The organism is Streptomyces noursei ATCC 11455 (assembly GCF_001704275.1).
GTDB classification, from domain to species: domain Bacteria; phylum Actinomycetota; class Actinomycetes; order Streptomycetales; family Streptomycetaceae; genus Streptomyces; species Streptomyces noursei.
This window is the reverse complement of sequence record NZ_CP011533.1, coordinates 5,016,689-5,037,288: the sequence shown is the minus strand read 5'-3', so window position 1 is coordinate 5,037,288 and position 20,600 is coordinate 5,016,689. Positions and strand designations below refer to the sequence as shown.

The 20,600-nt window shown below is 74.1% G+C and carries 16 protein-coding genes and 3 tRNA genes; 8 read left to right on the top strand and 11 right to left on the bottom strand.

Features of this window, described 5'->3' with window-relative positions; all coding sequences use genetic code 11:
- Window positions 1-286: 286 nt before the first annotated feature.
- From SNOUR_RS21315 to SNOUR_RS21300, 4 genes are all read left to right on the top strand, one after another.
- Window positions 287-607 (top strand): histone-like nucleoid-structuring protein Lsr2, encoded by a 321-nt coding sequence (locus SNOUR_RS21315; protein ID WP_039635016.1) that lies wholly within the window; start codon window positions 287-289, stop codon window positions 605-607.
- A gap of 119 nt (window positions 608-726) precedes the next feature.
- Window positions 727-798: transfer RNA gene (locus SNOUR_RS21310), tRNA-Gly, on the top strand.
- 74 nt (window positions 799-872) lie between these two features.
- Window positions 873-945: transfer RNA gene (locus SNOUR_RS21305), tRNA-Gly, on the top strand.
- Window positions 946-1,419: 474 nt separating this feature from the next.
- Window positions 1,420-1,492, top strand: a tRNA-Gly gene (locus tag SNOUR_RS21300).
- An 89-nt stretch (window positions 1,493-1,581) separates the two neighbouring features.
- Here the strand turns inward: SNOUR_RS21300 and SNOUR_RS21295 are convergent.
- Together SNOUR_RS21295 and SNOUR_RS21290 are read right to left on the bottom strand one after the other, a co-directional pair.
- Window positions 1,582-2,481 (bottom strand): phosphoribosylaminoimidazolesuccinocarboxamide synthase, encoded by a 900-nt coding sequence (locus SNOUR_RS21295; RefSeq protein WP_067349599.1) that lies wholly within the window; start codon window positions 2,479-2,481, stop codon window positions 1,582-1,584.
- A 109-nt stretch (window positions 2,482-2,590) separates the two neighbouring features.
- Window positions 2,591-3,829, bottom strand: a complete 1,239-nt coding sequence (locus SNOUR_RS21290) for an MFS transporter (RefSeq protein WP_067349597.1) — start codon at window positions 3,827-3,829, stop codon at window positions 2,591-2,593.
- Window positions 3,830-3,930: 101 nt separating this feature from the next.
- On the opposite strand from SNOUR_RS21290, the gene SNOUR_RS21285 reads away from it, so the two are divergent.
- Entirely contained in the window at window positions 3,931-4,839 is a 909-nt protein-coding gene (locus SNOUR_RS21285; RefSeq protein ID WP_067349594.1) for a LysR family transcriptional regulator, read from the top strand.
- 47 nt (window positions 4,840-4,886) lie between these two features.
- On the opposite strand, the gene SNOUR_RS21280 is transcribed toward SNOUR_RS21285, so the two are convergent.
- The 3 genes from SNOUR_RS21280 to purD all read right to left on the bottom strand — a co-directional run bounded on the left by SNOUR_RS21280 (window position 4,887) and on the right by purD (window position 10,203).
- Window positions 4,887-6,368, bottom strand: coding sequence for a N,N-dimethylformamidase beta subunit family domain-containing protein (locus tag SNOUR_RS21280; protein WP_079143501.1), 1,482 nt, complete (start codon window positions 6,366-6,368; stop codon window positions 4,887-4,889).
- Between the two features lie 178 nt (window positions 6,369-6,546).
- Entirely contained in the window at window positions 6,547-8,493 is a 1,947-nt protein-coding gene (locus SNOUR_RS21275) for a hypothetical protein (protein WP_159425890.1), read from the bottom strand.
- 453 nt (window positions 8,494-8,946) lie between these two features.
- Window positions 8,947-10,203 (bottom strand): phosphoribosylamine--glycine ligase, encoded by a 1,257-nt coding sequence (purD, locus tag SNOUR_RS21270; RefSeq protein ID WP_067349588.1) that lies wholly within the window; start codon window positions 10,201-10,203, stop codon window positions 8,947-8,949.
- 302 nt (window positions 10,204-10,505) lie between these two features.
- On the opposite strand from purD, the gene SNOUR_RS21265 reads away from it, so the two are divergent.
- A complete protein-coding gene (locus tag SNOUR_RS21265; RefSeq protein ID WP_067349586.1) occupies window positions 10,506-11,318 on the top strand; it encodes an SLATT domain-containing protein in 813 nt (270 codons plus the stop codon).
- Between the two features lie 60 nt (window positions 11,319-11,378).
- On the opposite strand, the gene SNOUR_RS21260 is transcribed toward SNOUR_RS21265, so the two are convergent.
- The 4 genes from SNOUR_RS21260 to SNOUR_RS21245 form a co-directional block, all read right to left on the bottom strand.
- A complete protein-coding gene (locus tag SNOUR_RS21260; protein ID WP_067349584.1) occupies window positions 11,379-12,029 on the bottom strand; it encodes a putative DNA-mimic protein in 651 nt (216 codons plus the stop codon).
- A gap of 96 nt (window positions 12,030-12,125) precedes the next feature.
- Window positions 12,126-12,803, bottom strand: coding sequence for a GntR family transcriptional regulator (locus SNOUR_RS21255; RefSeq protein WP_067349581.1), 678 nt, complete (start codon window positions 12,801-12,803; stop codon window positions 12,126-12,128).
- 162 nt (window positions 12,804-12,965) lie between these two features.
- On the bottom strand, window positions 12,966-14,375 hold the full coding sequence (locus tag SNOUR_RS21250; RefSeq protein ID WP_372516329.1) for an aspartate aminotransferase family protein: 1,410 nt from the start codon (window positions 14,373-14,375) through the stop codon (window positions 12,966-12,968).
- A 240-nt stretch (window positions 14,376-14,615) separates the two neighbouring features.
- Complete coding sequence (locus SNOUR_RS21245; RefSeq protein WP_067349578.1) at window positions 14,616-15,416, bottom strand: polyphosphate polymerase domain-containing protein; 801 nt, start codon at window positions 15,414-15,416, stop codon at window positions 14,616-14,618.
- A gap of 364 nt (window positions 15,417-15,780) precedes the next feature.
- Here SNOUR_RS21245 and SNOUR_RS21240 point away from each other — a divergent pair, with 364 nt between their 5' ends.
- Window positions 15,781-17,328: a serine/threonine-protein kinase gene (locus SNOUR_RS21240; protein ID WP_067349576.1), complete on the top strand. Its 1,548-nt coding sequence runs from the start codon at window positions 15,781-15,783 to the stop codon at window positions 17,326-17,328.
- A gap of 97 nt (window positions 17,329-17,425) precedes the next feature.
- Here the strand turns inward: SNOUR_RS21240 and SNOUR_RS21235 are convergent, their stop codons facing one another.
- Window positions 17,426-18,712: an adenylosuccinate synthase gene (locus SNOUR_RS21235; protein ID WP_067349573.1), complete on the bottom strand. Its 1,287-nt coding sequence runs from the start codon at window positions 18,710-18,712 to the stop codon at window positions 17,426-17,428.
- A 237-nt stretch (window positions 18,713-18,949) separates the two neighbouring features.
- On the opposite strand from SNOUR_RS21235, the gene SNOUR_RS21230 reads away from it, so the two are divergent.
- The gene (locus tag SNOUR_RS21230) at window positions 18,950-19,969 is read left to right on the top strand and encodes a diacylglycerol kinase catalytic domain-containing protein (protein ID WP_067349571.1); all 1,020 of its coding nucleotides are present in this window, start codon (window positions 18,950-18,952) and stop codon (window positions 19,967-19,969) included.
- Between the two features lie 31 nt (window positions 19,970-20,000).
- On the opposite strand, the gene SNOUR_RS21225 is transcribed toward SNOUR_RS21230, so the two are convergent.
- Window positions 20,001-20,588, bottom strand: coding sequence for a GbsR/MarR family transcriptional regulator (locus tag SNOUR_RS21225; RefSeq protein WP_079142811.1), 588 nt, complete (start codon window positions 20,586-20,588; stop codon window positions 20,001-20,003).
- Window positions 20,589-20,600: the final 12 nt, after the last annotated feature.

Genomic DNA, 20,600 nt, shown 5'->3' with positions numbered 1-20,600 from the left:
GTGTGGTGCGTAAGGCGGTGACCTCACAGTACCGTGTTCGAAAATCTACGCGCATAGATATACGGTGCACCCGATCACGAGCCGGTATCGCCAGGAGTGCCCGCAAGGAAAAATCTCCGAAAAGAACGGGGGGCCGGATTGCGACAGGACACGCTGACAAAATTAAATGGGCTTCACAATGCAATGCCCATCGCTGTACAAATGAAAAAGCATTGATCCCAATCAGCCGGATCCGGAGCATCACCCCATGTCAACAAGGGGTTGCTCCACGAAAGGACCGATATCCGTGGCGCAGCGCGTAGTAGTAACGCTCTCCGATGACATCGACGGAGGAGAAGCCGCAGAGACGGTCATCTTCGGTTTGGACGGGAAGTCGTACGAGATCGACCTCAATCCCGCCAATGCGAAGAAACTGCGCGGCGCCCTCGCTCCGTACGTGGAGGCCGGCCGCAAGCGGGCGAAGTCCGGCAAGACCTTCCATCGGACCGCGGTGACCCCCGACCCGGCAGCGGTGCGCGCCTGGGCCCGCTCCCACCAGATGGACGTCCCGCCGCGCGGTCGCATCCCCAAGAAGGTCTACGAAGCCTTCAACGCGGCCAACCACTAACCGACTTCGCACCGTCCGCGGGTCCGCACACCGCCGACTTGCACAGCACCCCTACTGATCAGCTAGAGTCTGGAGCACGCCGAGGGGCGAGGCCGAGAGGCCGGGCCCCGAGGAGTCACGCGGGTGTAGCTCAGTAGTAGAGCGCCCCCTTTCCAAGGGGGAGGCGCAGTGTGCAATCCCTGTCACCCGCTCTGACAGTTCAGCCGGTCCAAAGGATCAGGTAGAGTAGCTGTCGCGCCACTGGGTGAAAGCCGAGTGGATGCCTGCGGACGTAGCTCAGTTGGTAGAGCGCAACCTTGCCAAGGTTGAGGTCGCGAGTTCGAGCCTCGTCGTCCGCTCAGAGAAAAGGCCCCGGTCCTTGAGATCGGGGCCTTTGTCGTTTTCCCGGCCGAAAAGCCGGACGACTCCGGGGATCACGATCGGCACCGGCCGGCGATCGCCCCCCCTGAACTTTCCCCGGGAAATCGCGGAGTGGCGGCGCGCACGGTCGGACGGGCGATGGCACGGCATGTGGCGGTCGACACATTGCCGGGTGGGCGCCGGGGCCGGGCGCGGGCGCGGGCCCCGGGGACGGAAGGCCGGGCGGGGGCGCGACGCGCCGGTCGAACGGTGCCGTGCCGACCGGGAGTTGCGCGACGTCCGGCGGGACCGGGGCGCGGGGTGCGGCGGGGGCGGAGCGCCGGGCGGGTACGGGCCCCGGGAGCGACGGCGGGGGCCGGAACGCGAAGGCGCGCAACGGCGGGCCGGAAGTTGGCTATAGTAGGGCTCGCACCGCGCGGCGGCGACCGGAACGGAAGCCAGGCACGGCGCATGCGGACGTAGCTCAGTTGGTAGAGCGCAACCTTGCCAAGGTTGAGGTCGCGAGTTCGAGCCTCGTCGTCCGCTCAGAGAAAAGGCCCCGGTCCTCGTGACCGGGGCCTTCTTTATGGGCCGGTGCCGGCGGGCGGCGCCGGCACCGGGGTGTCGGACGGGCCCTAGACCCAGGATCGGCCGGTGAGGCGTTCGTACGCCTCCAGGTACTTGGCGCGGGTGCGGTCGACGATCTCCTGCGGGAGGGGCGGCGGGGGAAGCTCGCCGGTGCGGTCCCAGTCGGCGGCGGGCGAGGTCAGCCAGTCGCGGACGAACTGCTTGTCGAAGGAGGGCTGGGGGCGGCCCGGCTGCCACTGGTCGGCGGGCCAGAAGCGCGAGGAGTCGGGGGTGAGGACCTCGTCGGCCAGGGTGAGCCGCTCCCCGTGGAAGCCGAACTCGAACTTGGTGTCGGCGAGGATCAGGCCGCGCTCGCGGGCGATGTCGCGGGCCCGGCCGTAGACCGCGAGGGTCAGCCGGCGGAGCTGGGCGGCGGTGTCGGCGCCGACCTGGCGGGCGGCCTCCTCGTAGGAGACGTTCTCGTCGTGGTCGCCGACCGCGGCCTTGGTGGCCGGGGTGAAGATCGGGGCGGGGAGTTCGGAGCCGTCGGTCAGGCCCTCGGGGAGCGCCAGTCCGCAGACCGTGCGGGACTCCCGGTACTCGGCGAGGCCGGAGCCGGTGAGGTAGCCGCGGGCGACGCACTCCACCGGGACCATGGCCAGGGAGTGGCAGACGAGGGTGCGGCCGGCCCAGTCGGCGGGGGCGCCCTCGGGGACCTCGGTGGACAGGACGTGGTGCGGGACCAGGTCGGAGAGCTGGTCGAACCACCACAGGGACAGCTGGGTCAGCACCCGGCCCTTGTCGGGGATCTCGGTGGGGAGCACCCAGTCGTAGGCGGACATGCGGTCGCTGGCGACCATGACCAGGTCGCCGGCGGCGTTCTGGTAGAGGTCGCGCACCTTGCCGGTGTGCAGGTGGGTGAGCCCCGGGACCTGCACGGGCTCGGGCTTTTCTACGAATCCGGACACGCTGCCTCCGCGTAGGTTGATCCAGGAGTCCTGGTGATTCTCCCGTATGCACCGGGGCGGCTCTGCCGCAGGGTCGCTGTCGGGGGGCCGTGCGCACGCCCCGGGAGGGTCAAGCGGAGGACCGGGCTCCGGGGCGGAGGAGCACGGCGAGGGCGAGCAGGGCCAGGGCGGCGACGCCGGTGAGGATCGTCGAGGGGGCGAACGCGCCGGTGAGCAGGGTCACCCCGTACGGGGCGAGGAAGCCCAGGTAGCACAGGGCCCAGAAGCGCGCGGTGAGGCGGGCCAGGTGGTGCGGGGACGCCAGGGCGGCGACCTCGGTCAGGCCGTAGGCCACGCACAGGCCGTAGCCGGCGCCGAGCAGGGCGGCGGCGAACAGGGCCACCACCGGCTGCGCGTGGGCCACCGCCAGGGCGCCGACCAGCAGGCCGACGGCGGTGACGAGCAGGCCGGTGGCGGCGGTGGCGAGCCGGTGCCGGGCGCTCAGCCGGCGGGCGAGCGGGGCGACGAGGAGGCCGGCGCCGGGGGTGACGGCGGTGACGATCCCGGCGTAGACGGTCCCCCAGCCGTGCAGGCGGCCGTCGACGAGGGCGGGGAGGACGGCGAAGGCTATGGAGGGGCCGGCGAAGACCCAGGGGGCCACCGGGACGACCAGGCGGCGGAAGGCGGCGCGGTGGGCGGGGGCGGCGGGCTCGGCGACCGCGGTGTGCGGGCCCCGGGGCGGGGCGGTCTCGGGGGTGCGGGCGGCGCTCAGTGCCGCGGCGGCGGACAGCACCAGGTGCGGGACGTAGGCCAGGACCATCGGGAGCGGGGCCCACTGGGCGATCAGGGAGGCGGCCAGGCCGCCCGTGGCGAAGCCCGCGGAGAGGAAGAGGCCGGAGCGGCGGGCCGCGGCGCCGGGGCTGGGGGCCGTGCCGTGCGGCGGGGTGGAGAGTTCCTTGATCCAGACGCTGCCGGCGGTGAGCAGGGTGCCCGCGCCGACGCCGGTGAGGAAGCGGCCGGGCCACAGCAGCGCGGGGACGGCCGGGCCGGCCATCAGCAGGCAGGTCGCCAGGGCCGAGAGGCCCAGGGCGGTGCGGGCGACCCGCCGGCGGCCGTGGCGGTCGGCGAGCGGGCCGCCCACCAGGAGGGCGGGGATCAGGCCGAGGACGTAGACGGCGAAGAGGGCGGTGGTGGTGGCGGCGGTCAGACCGAGGTGGGCGCGGTAGGCGCCGAGCAGGGAGGAGTACTGGTTGGCGCTCCACCCGGAGGCGGTCATCAGCCAGCCGGCGCGCAGCCAGTGGCGGGGGGCGGGGGCCGCGGTGGCGACCGGTTCGCCGACCCGGGCCGTCGAGGTGTGTGACACGGACATGGAGGACGTTGTACGGCGCGGGCGGGCGGGCTCGCCGCCCGCGTTCAGGAAATGTGAACGACCCGAGAACGGAGCTTCGAACCCGGCCTATCGTGGCCGGTATGGATCTGCGCCGGCTGTCTTCCTTCCTGGCGGTGGTCGAGGAGCAGCACTTCGGGCGGGCCGCGGCCCGATTGTTCCTGTCGCCGGCCGCCGTCACCCAGCATGTGCAGCAACTGGAGCGGGAGTTCGGGACGCGGCTGCTGGACCGCGGCCGGGGCCCGGTGGTGCCGACCGTCGCCGGACAGCGCCTGGTGTCGCACGCCCGGACGCTGCTGGCCGCCGCGAACGCCGCGGCGGCGGACGTGGCCGAGGCCGTCCGGGGCCGGCCGTCGCCGGGGCACGGGCTGCGGGTCGGGGTGATGGGCCACGGGTCGGCGGAGGTGACCCCGGCCGCGGTGAACGCCTTCCGCCGGGCCCGGCCGGACGTGCCGGTGTCGCTGGTGCAGCTGAACTTCACCGAGCACTGCAGCGCGCTGCGCGAGGACCGGGTGGACGTGGCGTTCGTCCGGCCCCTGGTGCGGGCCGAGGGCATCGAGGTGGACGTCCTGACGACCGAGCAGCGGATCGTGGCGGTCTCCACGCAGTCGCCGCTGGCGGACGCGGCGCGGGAGGGGGTGCGGACCGCGGACATCATCGACCTGCCGTTCCTGCGACTGCCGGCACGCACCCCGCGGCCGTTCGTCGACTACCTCTACTTCCGGGAGGGGGAGCGGCGGGCGCCGGACTACGCGCTGAACCCGCACGACGTGCTGACGAGCGTGGCGGCGGGGCGCGGGGCGGGCTCCGGGTTGAAGTCCTTCGCCCGGTACTACCTCTGGCCGGGGACGGTGTTCGTGCCGGTGCTGGACGCGCCGCGCGCGCAGAGCGTGCTGGCGACGCGGGCCGGGGACCCCCATCCGGAGGTGCGGATCTTCCGGGCGCTGACGGTGGCGCTGGCACGGGAGTTGGGGGAGTACGCGGCGCGGTAGCGCAAGCCCCGGGCGGGAGCGCGGCACGCGGGCTTGCCGGCCGGGGCTCAGTCGCGTTTGCAGATCCGGTCGAGGAGGTTGGCCGTGGCGCGCTGGACGCGTTGGTCGATGTGGCCGGGGCGGTCCAGGGCGGGCGACCAGGCGAAGGTGCCGGAGGAGAAGACCAGGGCGCCGCTGGGCGCGCGGTACAGGGAGGTCTCCTGGTGGCGGCGGGCGCCCTCGCCGTCGCGGTACGGGGAGTGGGAGAGCAGGATGCGGCGGGTGTGCGCGGGGAGGCTGGTGCGCGGGAAGTAGCGGTCGGCCTCGCCGGCGACCAGGCCGGGGAGCTCGTCGCCCTCGTGGGCGCCGGTGGCCTCCCAGAGCCAGTGGTCGGCGTTGCGCACGACCAGGGGGGCGGGCTCGGGGACCCGGCCGGCGTACTGGATGCCCATCAGCCGCTGCTCGGGGCTGCCGAGTTCGCGCCAGAGGGCCGGACGGCCGGGTCCCTGGCGTTTGCGACAGGTGAGCAGGGAGTCGGGGCCGGCCGGCGACGGGGAGAGCTCCACCTGCCAGTACAGGGTGTTGGCGGAGAGGAAGACCAGGGAGGTGCCGCTGTCCCGGGCGGCCTCGACCGTGCGGCGCATGGGCACCGACCAGTACTCGTCGTGGCCGGGGAAGACCAGGCCGCGGTAGCGGGTGGCGTCCACCCGGCCGGCGTGCAGGTCGCGGGCGTCGGCGTAGGCGAGGTCGTAGCCGTAGCGCTCGGCCCAGCGGATGAAGTCGTAGGCGTGGCCGACGTGGAGGGGGAGGCCGGCGCCGGCGTAGGGGCGGTCGAAGGAGACGGTGGTGGCGGCGTCCCGCTCGCCGAGGAGGGCGCCCTTCTCGTCCCAGGCGTGGTAGAGGCTGGCGCCGGTACGGCCGTCCTCGGGGTAGAGGTTGTACGCCTGCCAGGTGATGTCGGGGAGCAGCAGCAGGAGGTCGGCGGGCTGGCCGTCGCGGACCGTGAAGGGGATGTGGGAGCGGTACCGGCCGTCGGCGGTGGTCAGGACGGCCACGTAGGCGCCGAGTTGCCAGTACGTGGGGACCTGGAGGCGCCAGGACAGCCACCAGTGGTGGCAGGAGACGGTGCGGCCGACGAGCAGCGGGGCGGGCTGGACGATGCCGGCGAGGCGGGGGCTGGTGGTGATCTTGGCGGCGCCGGCGCCGGCGTAGTGGCCGATGCGGTAGACGTCGATGCTGAAGGGCTGCGGCGGGTCGACCGAGACCCGGAAGTCGATGGCCTCGCCGGGGGCCACCGCGCCGGGGACGGCGAAGCCCTTGATCTGGCGGTGGACGTCGTCGGCGGTGCGCGGGCCGTTGTGCTTGCGGGGCGCGGGCAGCCGCAGGTCGCCGTGGGCGATCGCGGGATCGACGTACCAGGGGATGATCCGGCCGGAGTCGAAGTAGGTCTCGCTGCCGCGCAGCCAGGGCAGCGGGCCCTGCCCGAACGGGTCCGTGACCGCGTGGGCGAGGGCGCCCGATTCCCAGCGCCTGATCTGTTCCGTCGCCACCTTCCACTCCCCTCCCGCGTCCCCCATGGCCGCGGCCGACCGGGCCTTACCCATCCCCCAGCACATCACATTACGCACTCACTTCGTCACCCTTCGTCGTGAATTTAGGTGCCCTTGCCCCGAAGCGCGAACTGGAAGGGAACATTCAGCCGGCGTCGGCGGTCGCCGGTCCCCGGGCTCAGGCCAGCCGGACCGGCTTCTCCGGGCGGACACCGACGCGGTGCAGCCAGCCGCGGAGCGGTTCGGCGTCGCCGTCGTCGACCAGGCTGAGGACGGGGCGGCCCAGGTCCGCGCGGCGGGCGCCGTCCACGAGGAGGGCCGGGCCGTCGAGCCAGTCCAGGCCGGGGGCGGCACCGGCGGTGTCCACCGCGGCGCAGCAGACCATCGCCGTGACGTGGTCGGCGAGGAGTTCGCGGGCCGTGCGGGGCGGTTGCAGGGGGAAGAGCGGGAGGCCGCCGTCGGCCAGGCCGTCGCCCCAGGCGATGTCGGTGCCGCCGGTGCCGCTGCCGGCGGTCCTCGTCGCGCTGTCCCGGGCGGCCTGGCGGGCGGCCTCCTCGCGCTCCTCGCGGGCGACCTCGGCGCCGAGCCGGGCGGCGAGCAGATCGCCGGCGTCGGTGTCGCGGGCCAGCCGGTCGATGACCCGGGCCAGGGTCGGGGCGACGGGCGGGACGGGGGAGACGGGTGGCTCGTCGGCGAGCGGGGAGCCGGCCTGCGCCTCGGGGTCGTCGGCGTGCGAACGGAGCGGAGCGCCCGGGGCGGCGGAGAGCCCGGGGGCGGCGTCGAGCGCCCGGGGAAGGCCCGCGGGGTGGTGGGCGGCCGGCGTACGGGCACGGGCGCCGGCGTAGGTGAGGGGCGGCGCGGGGGCGGGGGCCGGGGCGGCGCTCGGGGCATCGGCGGGGGCGGCGGGGCGGTCCGGCGCACGGGACGCGTCCGGGGCCTCCGGGGCGAGGTCGGCGGCGCCGGTCGGCGGGAGGGCGTCGAGGACGCGGTGCAGCCGGGCGGCCTCCAGGCGCCACTTCCGGTCCACGATCTCCTGTGGGTACTGCTGCCAGCCGACCGGCGACCAGTCCGGGCCGGGCTCGGCCGGGCCGCCGTGGAAGAGCCGGGCGGCCAGCAGGGAGGCGGCGCGGTCGATGGTGCCGGGCTCCTCAAGGAGGTCGCAGGCGGGCCGCTCGCCGAGGCGGGAGGCGAACCCCTCGGCGAGGCGGTCCCGGCGGGAGAGCTCGGTGAGCGCGGAGACCACGCCGGCGTCCAGCCGGGAGGGCCAGCGGCCCAGCCGCCAGGCGGGCAGCGCGACCCTGGTCAGCAGGCGGTCCCAGCCCGCGTATGCCAGGCCGACCTGCTCCTGGGCGACGATCCGCAGGCCGTAGTCGACGCCCTGGGCGCGCTCGGAGGCGGCGGCGGCGACCCCGCGCTCCATGAGCGTGGCGTGCTCGCGGGCGGCGCGCAACAGCAGCCGGGCGACCCGGCCGACGAAGCGGAGGGGGAGGGTGCGCAGCGGGCCCCGGGCGCGGGCGGCGACCCCGGCGGCCGCGTCCAGCCCGCGGATGAAGCGGCGGGCGGCCGCTATGTCCGGGTGCGCGGACGGGCCGGTGCCGGCGACGACGGGGGCGAGCAGGGCGCGCAGCTCGGCGACCCGCATCCACCACAGGAACGGCGAACCGATGACCAGGACCGGGGCCTCGGGCGACCGGCGGCCGGCCCGCGGCGGGCCGTGGGCGCGGTGCGTGCGGTCCTCCAGCCAGCTGTCGCAGTCCGGGGTGAGCGCTATCGCCGAGGGGGCCGGGACGTCGAGGCGGTCGGCCAGATCGCGGACCAGGCGGTAGAGGTCCGGGGCGGCGTCCTCGGCGATCGGCACGGAGGGGCTGAGCGCGGGGCGGGCGCGGGCGACGACGACGGAGACCAGGGCGGCCAGCACGAGGCTGAGCACGGTGAGCCCGCCGACCGCCCAGCGGGCGACCGCCCAGCCGCCCTCGGTGCCGAGCCGGCCGGTGGCGCCGCCCACGAGGAGCACCACGGCGGCCGCGGCCGGCAGCAGGGCCACCGCCAGCGCCGCACCGCGGACGCGGAGCACCGCGAGGGCGCGGGCACGCGCCACCAGGACGCCTGTTTCCGGACTTGCCACGAGCCTGTACACCCCCTGCGGTCCTGACGGAACGGGACGGAAGAACGCGGGACGGACGGACGAACGACGGTCGTGCGGTGTGCGGGCGGGAGAGCGTGCCCGCTCCCCACCACTGTGGCACCGGCCACTGACATCGCAATGTCGGTGGGCCAGTTGCCGGACGCGGCCGGGGTGGCGGACCCCGGATTCCGGCACCGCGACCGCAGGACGCTTGCGCGGCACCATAGTTGGGGGTGCGGGGTTCGTCAGCTGGATACCCGCATGGTCACTCGATGGAATGGCTTTGGGTAAAGCCGTGAACCGACGGCGGGCGGGTCTGGGCCGCTTCCGGCGGACGGAAAGGCCCATGACGCACCTGAGGCATATGCCGGGGAAATGACATATGCCTCAGATGTCGTGGTTGTCGCGGCAGCGGCCGGCGAGCGGCAGGGAGCGGTCGGGCACCGCCCCGCGCTACTCCCCCGCCGCCGCCTTCGCGGCGATGTCGGTGCGGTGGTGCGAACCGTCCAGGGAGATCCGGCCGACCGCGCGGTAGGCGCGCTCCCGGGCGGTGGCCAGGTCGGCGCCGGTGGCCGTGACGGACAGCACCCGGCCGCCCGCGCTGAGCACCGCGCCGGACGCGTCGCGCCGGGTCCCGGCGTGCAGCACGTAGGCGTCGGGGGCGTCCTGCTCCGCGACCTCCGCCAGGCCCTCGATCGGGTCGCCGGTGCGCGGGGTGCCCGGGTAGTTGTGGGAGGCGATGACGACGGTGACCGCGGCGCCGTCGCGCCAGCGCAGCGGCGGGACGGCGGCGAGGGTGCCGGTGGCGGCGGCGTGCAGCAGGCCGGACAGCGGGGTCTTCAGACGGGCCAGCACGACCTGGGTCTCCGGGTCGCCGAAGCGCGCGTTGAACTCGATCACGCGGATCCCGCGGGAGGTGATCGCCAGGCCCGCGTAGAGCAGCCCCGAGAAGGGGGTGCCGCGGCGCCGCAGCTCGTCGACGGTGGGCTGCAGGACGGTCTGCAGCACCTCGTCGACCAGCTTGGGGTCGGCCCAGGGCAACGGGCTGTAGGCACCCATGCCACCGGTGTTGGGGCCGGCGTCGCCGTCGTGGGCGCGTTTGAAGTCCTGGGCGGGCTGGAGCGGGACGACGGTCTCGCCGTCGGTGACGGCGAAGAGCGAGACCTCCGGCCCGTCGAGGAACTCCTCGATCACGACGCGGTCGCAGCTGAGCGCATGGGCGCGGGCGGCCGCGACGTCCTCGGTGACGACGACGCCCTTGCCGGCCGCCAGGCCGTCGTCCTTGACGACGTACGGGGCACCGAAGGCGTCCAGGGCGTAGTCGATCTCCTCCGGGGTGGTGCAGACGTAGCTGCGGGCGGTCGGCACGCCCGCGGCGGCCATCACGTCCTTGGCGAACGCCTTGGAGCCCTCCAGCTCGGCGGCCCGCGCCGAGGGGCCGAAGACCGGGATGCCGCGCTCGCGCACCGCGTCCGCGACGCCCGCCACCAGCGGGGCCTCGGGGCCGACGACGACGAGGTCGGCCGCCAGCTCGACGGCGAGGTCGGCCACCGCCCGGCCGTCGAGGGCGTCGACCCCGTGCAGTTCGGCCACCTCGCCGATGCCGGCGTTGCCGGGGGCGCAGTGCAGCGCGGTGACGTCGGGGTCGAGGGACAGAGAGCGGCACAGGGCGTGTTCGCGGGCGCCGCCGCCGATGACGAGGACCTTCACGGAGTGCAGCCTAGACGAACGCACCAACCGGCCGACCGCCGGGCGTGCCCCGATCGCACAAGGGCGGTCCCGGGCCGGAAACCGCCGGTGCCGGCGGCGTCCCCCGGCGTACACCGGCACCGCGGCAACTCTTTCGGGTGAGATCCGCGAACGTCCTATACCGGATCCCGCACCACTTCCGGGCGGAAACCGGGCGATCTTGGGACAGAGGCCAGCCGTTCGGCGGTAGGAAAGGAGCGGTGCGCGGATCTTGGGTAGGCCATGCGCGCACCCCACGGATCCGCGTACGAGGGAGCGCACGGGTGAGTCAGCCGGAGATGCAGCCCGAGGGGCCCCCTTGGGGCGAGGGCGGGCCCGACCGGGGTCGCGGGCGGTCCCCGGACCGCCACCGGAACCAGGGCCGGCCGGGGCGGCGCCCCGCCGGCCCGCTCCGGGGTCGCGGCGACCTCGTGGGGCGGGCGTTCCCGCACGGCGACTGGGGGGAACCGGGCAACCGGCTGGACGCGCTGTACCTGTGGAGCGAGGAGGGTGCGCTGCGCACCGCCGACTGGTACCTGCGCGACCGGCTGACCAAGCGCCGCGGGGCGCGGGCGCTGCGGCTGGGGGCCGCCGCCGGGGTGACCGCGGGCGGCGCGCTGCCGTTGCTCGACCTCGCCGGCGTCTGGGAGCACGGGGCGCCCTGGGGCGCGCTGACGCTGCTGCTGGCGGCCGTGTGCGTGGGCTGCGACCGGTACTTCGGGGTGACCGCGGGCTGGATGCGGGACCTGGCCACCGCACAGGCGATCCACCGGCGGCTGGAGGCGCTGCAGTTCGACTGGGCGACGGAGAGCGTGCGGGAGGTGCTGGGGCCGACGGAGGGCACCGCGAGCGAGGCGGCGGAGCGCTGCCTGGGCGTGCTGCGGCGGTTCAACGAGGACATCGGGGAGTTGGTCCGCACGGAGACGGCGGACTGGATGGTGGAGTTCCGGTCCGCCCCGCTGCCGCAGGCCACGCATGCGGTGCTGCCGTGGGCAGGGGCGCGGCCGGAGGGCCCGGGGCACTCGGGGCGGTTCCTGCGACCGCCCGGCACACGGCCGAACATGCCGCGGCAGCGGCCGCCGGAGGCTCCGCGCTGAGCGCGGACCGGCCGGGTGCCCGGCGGGGCCGGGGCGGGGCGCCCCGCCGGTCCGGTGCGCTCAGCTGAAGACGATCATGGAGCCCTGGCCCAGGCTCCGGGTGGCGGCGGCGTGCAGTCCGAGCCAGACGTGCCGTTCCCGGGCGAACGGGCCGTCGTCCGGGGGAACCGCGGTGGCCCGTTCCTCCAGGGAGGTGGGGCCGGCCGGCGGCGCGGGGGCGGCCGGCGGGTTGGCCGGGTCGATGCCCAGCGCCGGGGCGACCAGTTCGAGGTCCCGCAGCAGTCCGTGGGAGGAGCCCAGCGGGCCGCCGCCGGCCAGCAGTTCCTCGGTGGCGAGCGGGTGCGGGAAGTCGACCGGGACGTACGCGCCCGCGTGGTCGTAGTGCCAGACCAGGTGGGACTGCTGCGCGGTGGTCTCGAACATCTCCAGCAACTGCTCGTAGTCGCCGCCGAGTTCGTCGACCGGGGTCACCTCCAGACCGCACAGCCGCAGCAGGTAGGCGCGGCGCAGGAAGTGCAGCGCGTCGTAGTCGAAGCCGGCGACCGGCGCCACGTCGCCGGACAGGCCCGGCATGTAGCTGAAGACCGGGATCTCCGGCAGGCCGGCGCCCACCAGGGCGTCGTTGTAGGCGGCGATCTCTTCGGAGAACGGGTTGTCGGGGCTGTGGCACAGCACGTCGACGAGGGGTACCAGCCACAGATCACATGCCACGGGTGAGGGCTCGCTTCCGGTCGGGGGCATGGGGCACCGGCGCACGTACAGCCATGGGTACGGCCCATTACGGCCGATGGTCGGGACAGCGTAGTGCTAGCCGGCCGTTCCCACGAGAGCAAGGGAGTGCTCGTTGTACTCCGCGATCAGCCGCTGGGCGTCCGGCAGGTCGTGCCGCAGCAGGGCGTCGGCCAATTCGCTGTGGCCGTGCCACAGACCGCCCCGCAGGCGCGGATCGCGACGCAGCAGCGGCACCGCGAACATCCAGGTCTGGACGCGGATCCGGTCCAGGAAGTCGCTGATGTAGGGGTTCTGGACGATGCCGCTCAGCTCGCGCCAGAACCGCAGGTCGTAGCCGATGAGGACGTCCAGGTCGCCGGCCCGGGCGGCGCGTTCGGCCTCCTCGGCGCGACGGCGGATGGAGATCAGCACCTCGGCGGGGGTGACCAGCAGGGCCCGTTCGGCGTTGCTGCGGAAGATGCCCTCGATGATCAGGGTGCGGGCCTCGACCATGGCGCGGAAGTCGTCGGCGGTGTAGGCGTGCACCTTGAAGCCGCGGTGCTGTTCGACGTCGAGCAGGCCCTGGGCGCACAGGTCGAGCAGCGCCTCGCGCACCGGCGTCGCGGAGACGCCGTACTGGTCGGCGATCTCCTTGACGGTGAAGGGGTGGCCGGACGGCAGCCGGCCGGCCAGGATCTCGTCGCGCAGCGCGTCGGCGATCTGCTCGCGCAGGGTGCTGCGCCGTATCACTGAGCTGTCCGGGCCCGGGGCCATTCGGTGCGTCTCCTTCGACGTCCACGACCGCGGTGGCAGCGGCCCTCCCCACCATAGGCGAGGCGATTGTCGTGGTTTCACGTGAAGCGTTTCACGTGAAACCGCGCGGCCCCCGCCCACGAGGGGTGGGGGCCGCGCGGAGCTGTCGCCCGGCGGGCGGACTCAGACGGTGTGCGCGTCGGCGACGGTCAGGGCCGCGTCGAGGGCGGCCAGGCCCTCCTTGGCCTCGGCCTCGGTGATGGTGCAGGCCGGGACGACGTGGGTGCGATTCATGTTCACGAACGGCCACAGGCCACCGCGCTTGCAGGCCGCGGCGAACTCGGCCATCGGGGCGTTGTCGGCGCCGGCCGCGTTGTAGGGCACCAGCGGCTCGCGGGTCTCCTTGCTGCGGACCAGGTCCAGGGCCCAGAAGACGCCCAGGCCGCGGACCTCGCCGACCGAGGGGTGGCGGTCGGCGATCTCGCGCAGCGCGGGGCCGATGACCTTCTCGCCGATCTCCGCGGCGTTCTCCACGATCCGCTCCTCGGCCATCGCGTTGATCGTGGCGACGGCGGAGGCGCAGGCCAGCGGGTGGCCGGAGTAGGTGAGGCCGCCGGGGTAGGGGCGCTGGTCGAAGGTGGCGGCGATCTCGGCGCTGATGGCGACGCCGCCGAGCGGGACGTAGCCGGAGTTGACGCCCTTGGCGAAGGTCAGCAGGTCGGGGGTGACGCCGAAGTGGTCGGCGGCGAACCAGTGGCCCGTACGGCCGAAGCCGGCCATCACCTCGTCGAGGATGAAGACGATGCCGTGGCGGTCGCAGATCTCGCGGACGCCGGCGAGGTAGCCGGGCGGCGGGGTCATGATGCCGGCGGTGCCGGGGATGGTCTCCAGGATGATCGCCGCGATCGACTGGGGACCCTCGAAAGCGATGGTCTGTTCCAGGTGGGCCAGGGCGCGCTCGCACTCCTGGGCCTCGTTCTCGGCGTGGAACGGCGAGCGGTAGAGGAACGGGCCCCAGAAGTGGACGACGCCGGCCGAGGCGTTGTCGGAGGGCCAGCGACGCGGGTCACCGGTGAGGTTGATCGCGGCGGCGGTGGCGCCGTGGTACGAGCGGTAGGTGGACAGCACCTTGGGGCGGCCGGTGTGCAGCCGGGCCATCCGGACCGCGTTCTCCACCGCCTCGGCGCCGCCGTTGGTGAAGAAGATCTTGTCGAGGTCGCCGGGGGTGCGCTCGGCGATCAGCCGGGCGGCCTCGGAGCGGACGTCCACGGCGAAGCCCGGGGCGAGCGTGCACAGCTTGCCGGCCTGCTCCTGGATGGCCGCGACGACCTTGGGGTGCTGGTGGCCGATGTTGGTGTTGACCAGCTGGGAGGAGAAGTCGAGGTAGCGGTTGCCGTCGTAGTCCCAGAAGTACGAACCCTCGGCACCGGCGATCGGCAGCGGGTCGATCAGGCCCTGGGCGGACCAGGAGTGGAAGACGTGCGCGCGGTCGGCGGCCTTCACTGCCCGCCCGTCGCCCGCCACCGCCTTTCCCGGGAAGGGCTTCGCGCCGCTGTTGTCGTTTGCTGCGGGGTCGGGGTGCGTCGTGGTCACGGTCAGTACCTCGGATCGGTCGCTCGGTTCCGCCGCCGGACAGAGCGGCGAACGGCCCCCAGCCTAGGGATCACGGTCCGTCGGCCGGTACCGACACTGTGTATGGCGCTCACCACGCGCGCGGACAGAATGTCTACGGTCCTGTAGGAAACTCCAGGGATGCCCGGGGGTGGGGTGACTGCCCCCGGGCATCGTCAGGATCCGCGGCGCCCCGTGCGTGCCGCCGCCCCGCGCACGGCCTCAGGCCGCCGTGGCGGCGGGGAAGGCGGTCCGGACCGGGCCGCGCCAGTGGTTGGCGTACAGGTGGGGGCGGAGCGCCGACAGCCCGCCGCAGTACTTGGTGAAGTCCGCGGCCTGGACGCCGTATCCGGTCAGCAGCCGGTCGGCCTCGGTGAGCCGGCCGGAGGTCTTGGTCTCGACGACGACCAGGCCGCCGTCGGCCCGCACGGTGCGGCCGGTCTCCAGGTCGCGGCAGACCAGCGCGGCGTCGCAGGTGACGCGCTGGCCGTCGGCGACGAAGGTGGCCCGTTGGTAGTCGGTCTCGATGGAGCGGCCCAGTTCGGTGGGTGCCTCGATGCCGTAGGAGCGGTCGAGCACGGCGGCGAGGAAGTCGCGTGGGGCCGGGCCGAGGGCCGGGTCGCCGGGCATCAGCGGACGGCGGTGCTTGACCGTCCGGCCGTGCTCCCCCTTGAGCTTGACCTCGAACTGCCGCTCACCGGTGTCCGCGTAGAGCCGCTCGCGGATCTTGAAGCGGAGCAGGTTGTTCCGCCGGTGGTCGTGGAAAGAGCGCAGGTCGGGGGTGTCGTAGTAGACGGACTGATAGCGGAACCAGCGGCGGCCGTTGATGCACAGCGCCGCGAACGGGCCGCCGGGGCGGCGACGGTCGGTGAGTTCGGCCGCGAAGGCGGCGAAGACGTCGACCGGGACGAGGTAGGTGGTACTGAAGCGGGCGAGGAGTTCGGCGCGGGCCTGGACCTCGGCCAGCGGGACGGGGCGGGCGGCCATGGCGGCGCGCGCGATGGCTCGTACGGCGGGTATCACACGGTCTCCTTGGGAATCGGGGACGGGGGATCGTGCGGGTCCTGTCGTCGCTCTCTGCGGTTTTTCTCCTTTCTTTACGATCGATAACCCCGGAGAGTTCCGGGTCGCGGAATCAGTCATCCATTACGTCAGTTCCCGGACAGCGCAGGCCCGCTGACGCGGCGTCGGCCGCGCTGCCCGGCACGCTGGCGGCGGGGCGGTGACCACCTCGTGGACGGCGGCGCCCCAACCGCCTCTACGGGTGCGCGCCTTGGCCGAATACCGCCCCACCGGCCGTGCGCGCGGCCTCGGTATCCTCACCGCGGACGAGCGGACGCTCCCGTGGGGCGGAGGCGGGGGAAAGTCGGGCAAAGGGCGGGGGACCATGGCACAGCAGAGACCGGCGGGGCAGCGGGGACAGGGCGGACGGCTCGGAGGGCTGGCACCGCTGGGCGCGCACGACCCCCAGTGGATCGGCGACTACCGCCTCCTCGGGCGGCTCGGCGAGGGCGGCATGGGCCGGGTGTTCCTGGCCCGTTCGGACCGCGGCCGGACCGTCGCGGTCAAGTTGGTGCGCGCGGAACTGGCCCACGAAGAGGAGTTCCGGGCCCGCTTCCGCCGCGAGGTGCGGGCCGCCCGCAAGGTGGGCGGGGAATGGACCGCGCCCGTCCTGGACGCGGACACCGAGGCCGAGACCCCGTGGGTGGCCACCGGCTACATCGCCGGCCCCTCCCTCCAGCAGGCGGTCGGCGGGCACGGCCCGCTGCCCGAGCGCACGGTGCGGACCCTGGCCGCCGGGCTGGCCCGCGCGCTGCGCTCCGTCCACGCCGCCGGCATCATCCACCGCGACCTCAAGCCGTCCAACGTCCTGTTGACCCTCGACGGCCCGCGGGTCATCGACTTCGGCATCGCGCGGGCCCTGGAGGGCGTCGGCGCCAGCGGGGTGACGCACACCGGCTCCGCGGTCGGCTCCCCCGGTTTCATGGCGCCCGAACAGGTCCGCGGCGAGCCGCTCACGCCCGCCTGCGACGTCTTCTGCCTCGGCTCGGTGCTGGTCTACGCGGCCACCGGCCGCCAGCCGTTCGGCACCGAGACGACCCTGCCGCACGCGATGATGTACCGGATCGCCGAAGAGGAGCCGGATCTGACCGCGCTCACCGAGGGACTGCACGACCTGGTCACGGCATGCCTGGCCAAGGACCCCGCGCGGCGCCCCGCGCCCGAGGAACTGGTGGCCCGCGCGGAGGCCGGCCCGGACGCCGCCGGGTCGGGCGAGGACGAACCGTGGCTCCCGGGGGCGCTGATCGCCCGCCTGGGGCGGCACGCCGTGGAGCTCCTGGAGGCCGAGAACCCGCAGGACGGCGCGGTCCCGGCGACCGCCGTCCGGCCGCACGGGACGTCCGCCACGGCTCCGGCCACCGTGGCGCCGTCGGCCGGCCCGTCCCCGGCGCGCCGCCGCCGCAAGGGCCGGGCGCTGCTGGCCGCTGCGGTGCTGGTGCTTGCCGGGGCCGGCACCGCCACCGGGTACGCGCTGCTGGGCGGCTCGGACGGCAGCGCCGCCGCCACCGAGCGGGGCGCCACGAGCCGGCCACCGGCCCCCGGGGGCATTCCGGCCGGCTACCTGGGCATCTGGTCGACGACGGTGGGCGACTCCACCGTGGACGTCCGCCGCTTCACCCTCGTCCAGGGCAAGCCCGGCGAGACCGTCCTGCGGATGCAGGCCACCGGCCCCACGTACGACTGCCGTTTCGCGGCGACCCTGGAGAGCGTCGGCCCGCCGGTGCGGCTCGGTCCGTCCACCGTGGTCTCCGGCCCGCCCGACACCTGCCGTCCCGGTTCCCGCAGCACCCTGGAGCTGATCGACGGGCAGCTGCGGCGGACCTTCGACGACGCGGGCGGCCTGGCACCGCTGCTGTACGCGAAGAAGGGGTGACGGCAAGGGCACCAGGCCCCCGCCGCCACCCCTGGCGTCAGGTGTCCCCGACGGGGACCGAACCGCTACGGGCGCGCCGCGCGGCCCACCGGACGGCTCACGACAGGAACGAGTTGATCTCGATCGTCTCGTCCCGGCCCGGGCCGACGCCGATCGCGGAGATCGGGGCGCCCGACATCTCCTCCAGTGCCTTGACGTACGCCTGGGCGTTCTTCGGCAGGTCGGAGAAGGTCTTGGCCTGGGTGATGTCCTCGGACCAGCCCGGCAGCATCTCGTAGATCGGCTTCGCGTGGTGGAAGTCGGTCTGGCTGTAGGGGAGTTCCTCCACGCGCTCGCCGTCGATCTCGTAGGCCACGCAGACCGGGATCTGCTCCCAGCCGGTGAGGACGTCGAGCTTGGTGAGGAAGAAGTCCGTCAGGCCGTTGACGCGGGTGGCGTAGCGGGCGATCACCGCGTCGAACCAGCCGCAGCGGCGGTCCCGGCCGGTGGTGACGCCGCGCTCGCCGCCGATCCGGCGCAGCGCCTCGCCGTCCTCGTCGAACAGCTCGGTCGGGAACGGACCGGCGCCCACCCGGGTGGTGTACGCCTTGAGGATGCCGATGACCCGGCTGATCTTCGTGGGGCCGACGCCCGCACCCGTGCAGGCACCGCCCGCGGTCGGGTTCGAGGAGGTGACGAAGGGGTACGTGCCGTGGTCGATGTCGAGCAGGGTGCCCTGCCCGCCCTCGAAGAGCACGACCTTGTCGTCGTCCAGGGCCTTGTTGAGGATCAGGGTGGTGTCGGCGACATAGCCCTTGATCTTGTCGGCGTAGCCCAGCAGTTCCTCGACGACCTGGCCGGCCTCGATGGCGCGGCGGTTGTAGAGCTTGGTGAGCAGCTGGTTCTTGACGTCGAGGGCCGCCTCGACCTTCTGGGTCAGGATCGACTCGTCGTAGAGGTCCTGGACCCGGATGCCGGTGCGGTTGATCTTGTCGGCGTAGGTCGGGCCGATGCCGCGGCCGGTGGTGCCGATCTTCCGCTTGCCGAGGAAGCGTTCCGTCACCTTGTCGGTGGTGATGTTGTACGGCGTGATCAGATGCGCGTTGCCACTCAACAGCAGCTTGGACGTGTCGACGCCGCGCTCGTTGAGTCCGCTCAGCTCGGAGAGCAGGACCGCCGGGTCGACGACGACGCCGTTGCCGATGACCGGGGTGCACCCCGGCGAGAGGATTCCGGAAGGGAGGAGGTGAAGTGCGTACTTCTGGTCGCCCACGACGACCGTGTGGCCGGCGTTGTTGCCGCCCTGATAACGCACGACATAGTCCACGGACCCACCGAGCAGATCGGTGGCCTTTCCCTTGCCCTCATCACCCCACTGAGCACCGAGCAGCACAAGTGCGGGCACAGGCGTACACCCCTTCCGGGCGGGGCATGTCCAACGTGCGTGGACGGCGCGACGCCCGCGTGGTCACGCGTACGTCGTCGCCGGAGCCGTCGGACCGGTGCCCCGGAATAGACGAAGCCCCTGGCGCAATAGCGCAAGGGGCTCTTGCACCGAGATGCTACCTGAGGAAGGACCGAGGTGTCGGCGCAGTCTTCTGGGCACTCTCCCGCGGACTCCGTTCGGGGGTGCCCTCTGCTTGTGGTCATCGACCCGGTCGCCCGCAGGACGGACGGCGAATCCGTGCGGATCGCGAAGGACGTTCTGTGCGCCGGCGCAGGGGCGAAGATCTGCCTCCCGGAGGGCCCCGAGGAATTCGCCCAGGCACTGGCCCGGCGCGGTCGGCGGCACCCGGTGGTGGTCGGCGACGACCGGGCGCTGCTGCGGGCGGTGAGCCTGCTCCACCGGGAGCGTGAGCTGGCCGGGGTGCCGCTGTCGATGGTGCCGGTGGGCCCGCCGGAGACGGTCGCGCTGAGCCGCGCCTTGGGCGTCCCCACGGACGCGGTGGCCGCCGCACGGACCGTCCTGGACGGCGGGGAGCGGCCGATGGACCTGCTCACGGACGACAGCGACGGCATCGTGCTGGGCGGGCTGCGGATCCCGTGCGGCGACGGGGCCGGGGCGCTGCCGGGGTACGCGGCGTACGGCGCGCCCGGGGAGCCGGCGGTGCACGGGGCGACGGGCGGGGTCGCCGGGTATCCGGGGCGGGCCGCGGCGCCCGGGGGCGTGGGGGCCGACGCGGCGGATCCGGGGCACCGGGGCTGGTGGAAGCCGGCCGCCCGGACCGCCCGTACGGCGCTGTCGCTGCTGGCCACGCCCGCGGCCGGCCGGTGGGGCGCGCCCCGGCCCGGGGCGGCCGAGGCCGGCGGGGGCCGCCGGGGGCGGGTGCCCGCGCAGCGGCTGCGGCTGCGGATCGAGGCCGACGGGGCGCTGCTGGCGGATCTGGACCGGCCGGTGCGCGGGGTGTCGGTGGTGCCGGGCGCCGGAGGCGACGGGGAGGCCGGGGCCGACGACCCTGCGGGGCGGCCCGGCGGACTGGCCGAGGTCGTCGTGCACTGGCCGGGCGAGGAACGGCCGATACGGGTGCGGGCGCGGGCCGTGACGGTGTCCGGCGCGGACTTCCACTACCGGGCGGACGCGCTGGTCGGCGGGCCGGTGCGGACCCGGACCTGGACGGTGCAGCCGGGGGCCTGGCGGTTGCGCCTGCCACGGCAGGAGTAGGCGCGGGGCACGGCAGGAGTGGGCGCGCCGGTCAGCGCCGCGTGGCCGGGCCGGTCTCCCGCGGCGTGCCACCGGCCGCCCACCGGGTGGGCTCGTCCGCCTCGTCCGTCTCGTCCGTGCGGAGCTTTCCGAGGTGGTCGCGCCAGCGCTCCATCATGCCGAGGAGCTCGTGCTGCATGAACTCCGTGAAGGCCAGCGTCTCGCCGAGCCGGCGGCCGGCCGCGCTGTCCGGGCCGAGGCTGTCCACGCCCTCCCGGAGCACGTCCTCCCAGCGGGTCAGGATGCTGTCCCGGCGGGCCATGGCCTCGTACCACTGGTCGCTGTGGACGCGGTAGCGGTCGCGCCGGGAACCGGGCTCGCGCTCGCGGCTGACCATGCCCACCTGGGAGAGGTAGCGGATCGCGCCGGAGACGGCCGCCGGGCTGACCTGGAGCCGTTCGCCCAGTTCGGCGGAGGTCAGGACGCCGGAGTCGGACGCCAGCAGGCAGGAGAAGACGCGGGCCGGCATCCGCTGCATCCCGGCGTCCACCATCTGCGCCGCGAAGCGCTCGACGAACGTCAGGATCGCCTCGTCGTCACGGGCCGGCCGGCCCGCTCCCCGCTCGTACTGCTCGCTCATGTCCGCATCATC

Coding starts and splice junctions, on each gene's coding strand:
- SNOUR_RS21225 (WP_079142811.1), bottom strand. CDS start 20,588: ATGAGCGAGCAGTACGAGCGGGGAGCGGGCCGGCCGGCCCGTGACGAC.
- SNOUR_RS21290 (WP_067349597.1), bottom strand. CDS start 3,829: ATGTCCGTGTCACACACCTCGACGGCCCGGGTCGGCGAACCGGTCGCC.
- SNOUR_RS21285 (WP_067349594.1), top strand. CDS start 3,931: ATGGATCTGCGCCGGCTGTCTTCCTTCCTGGCGGTGGTCGAGGAGCAG.
- SNOUR_RS21240 (WP_067349576.1), top strand. CDS start 15,781: ATGGCACAGCAGAGACCGGCGGGGCAGCGGGGACAGGGCGGACGGCTC.
- SNOUR_RS21255 (WP_067349581.1), bottom strand. CDS start 12,803: ATGGCCCCGGGCCCGGACAGCTCAGTGATACGGCGCAGCACCCTGCGC.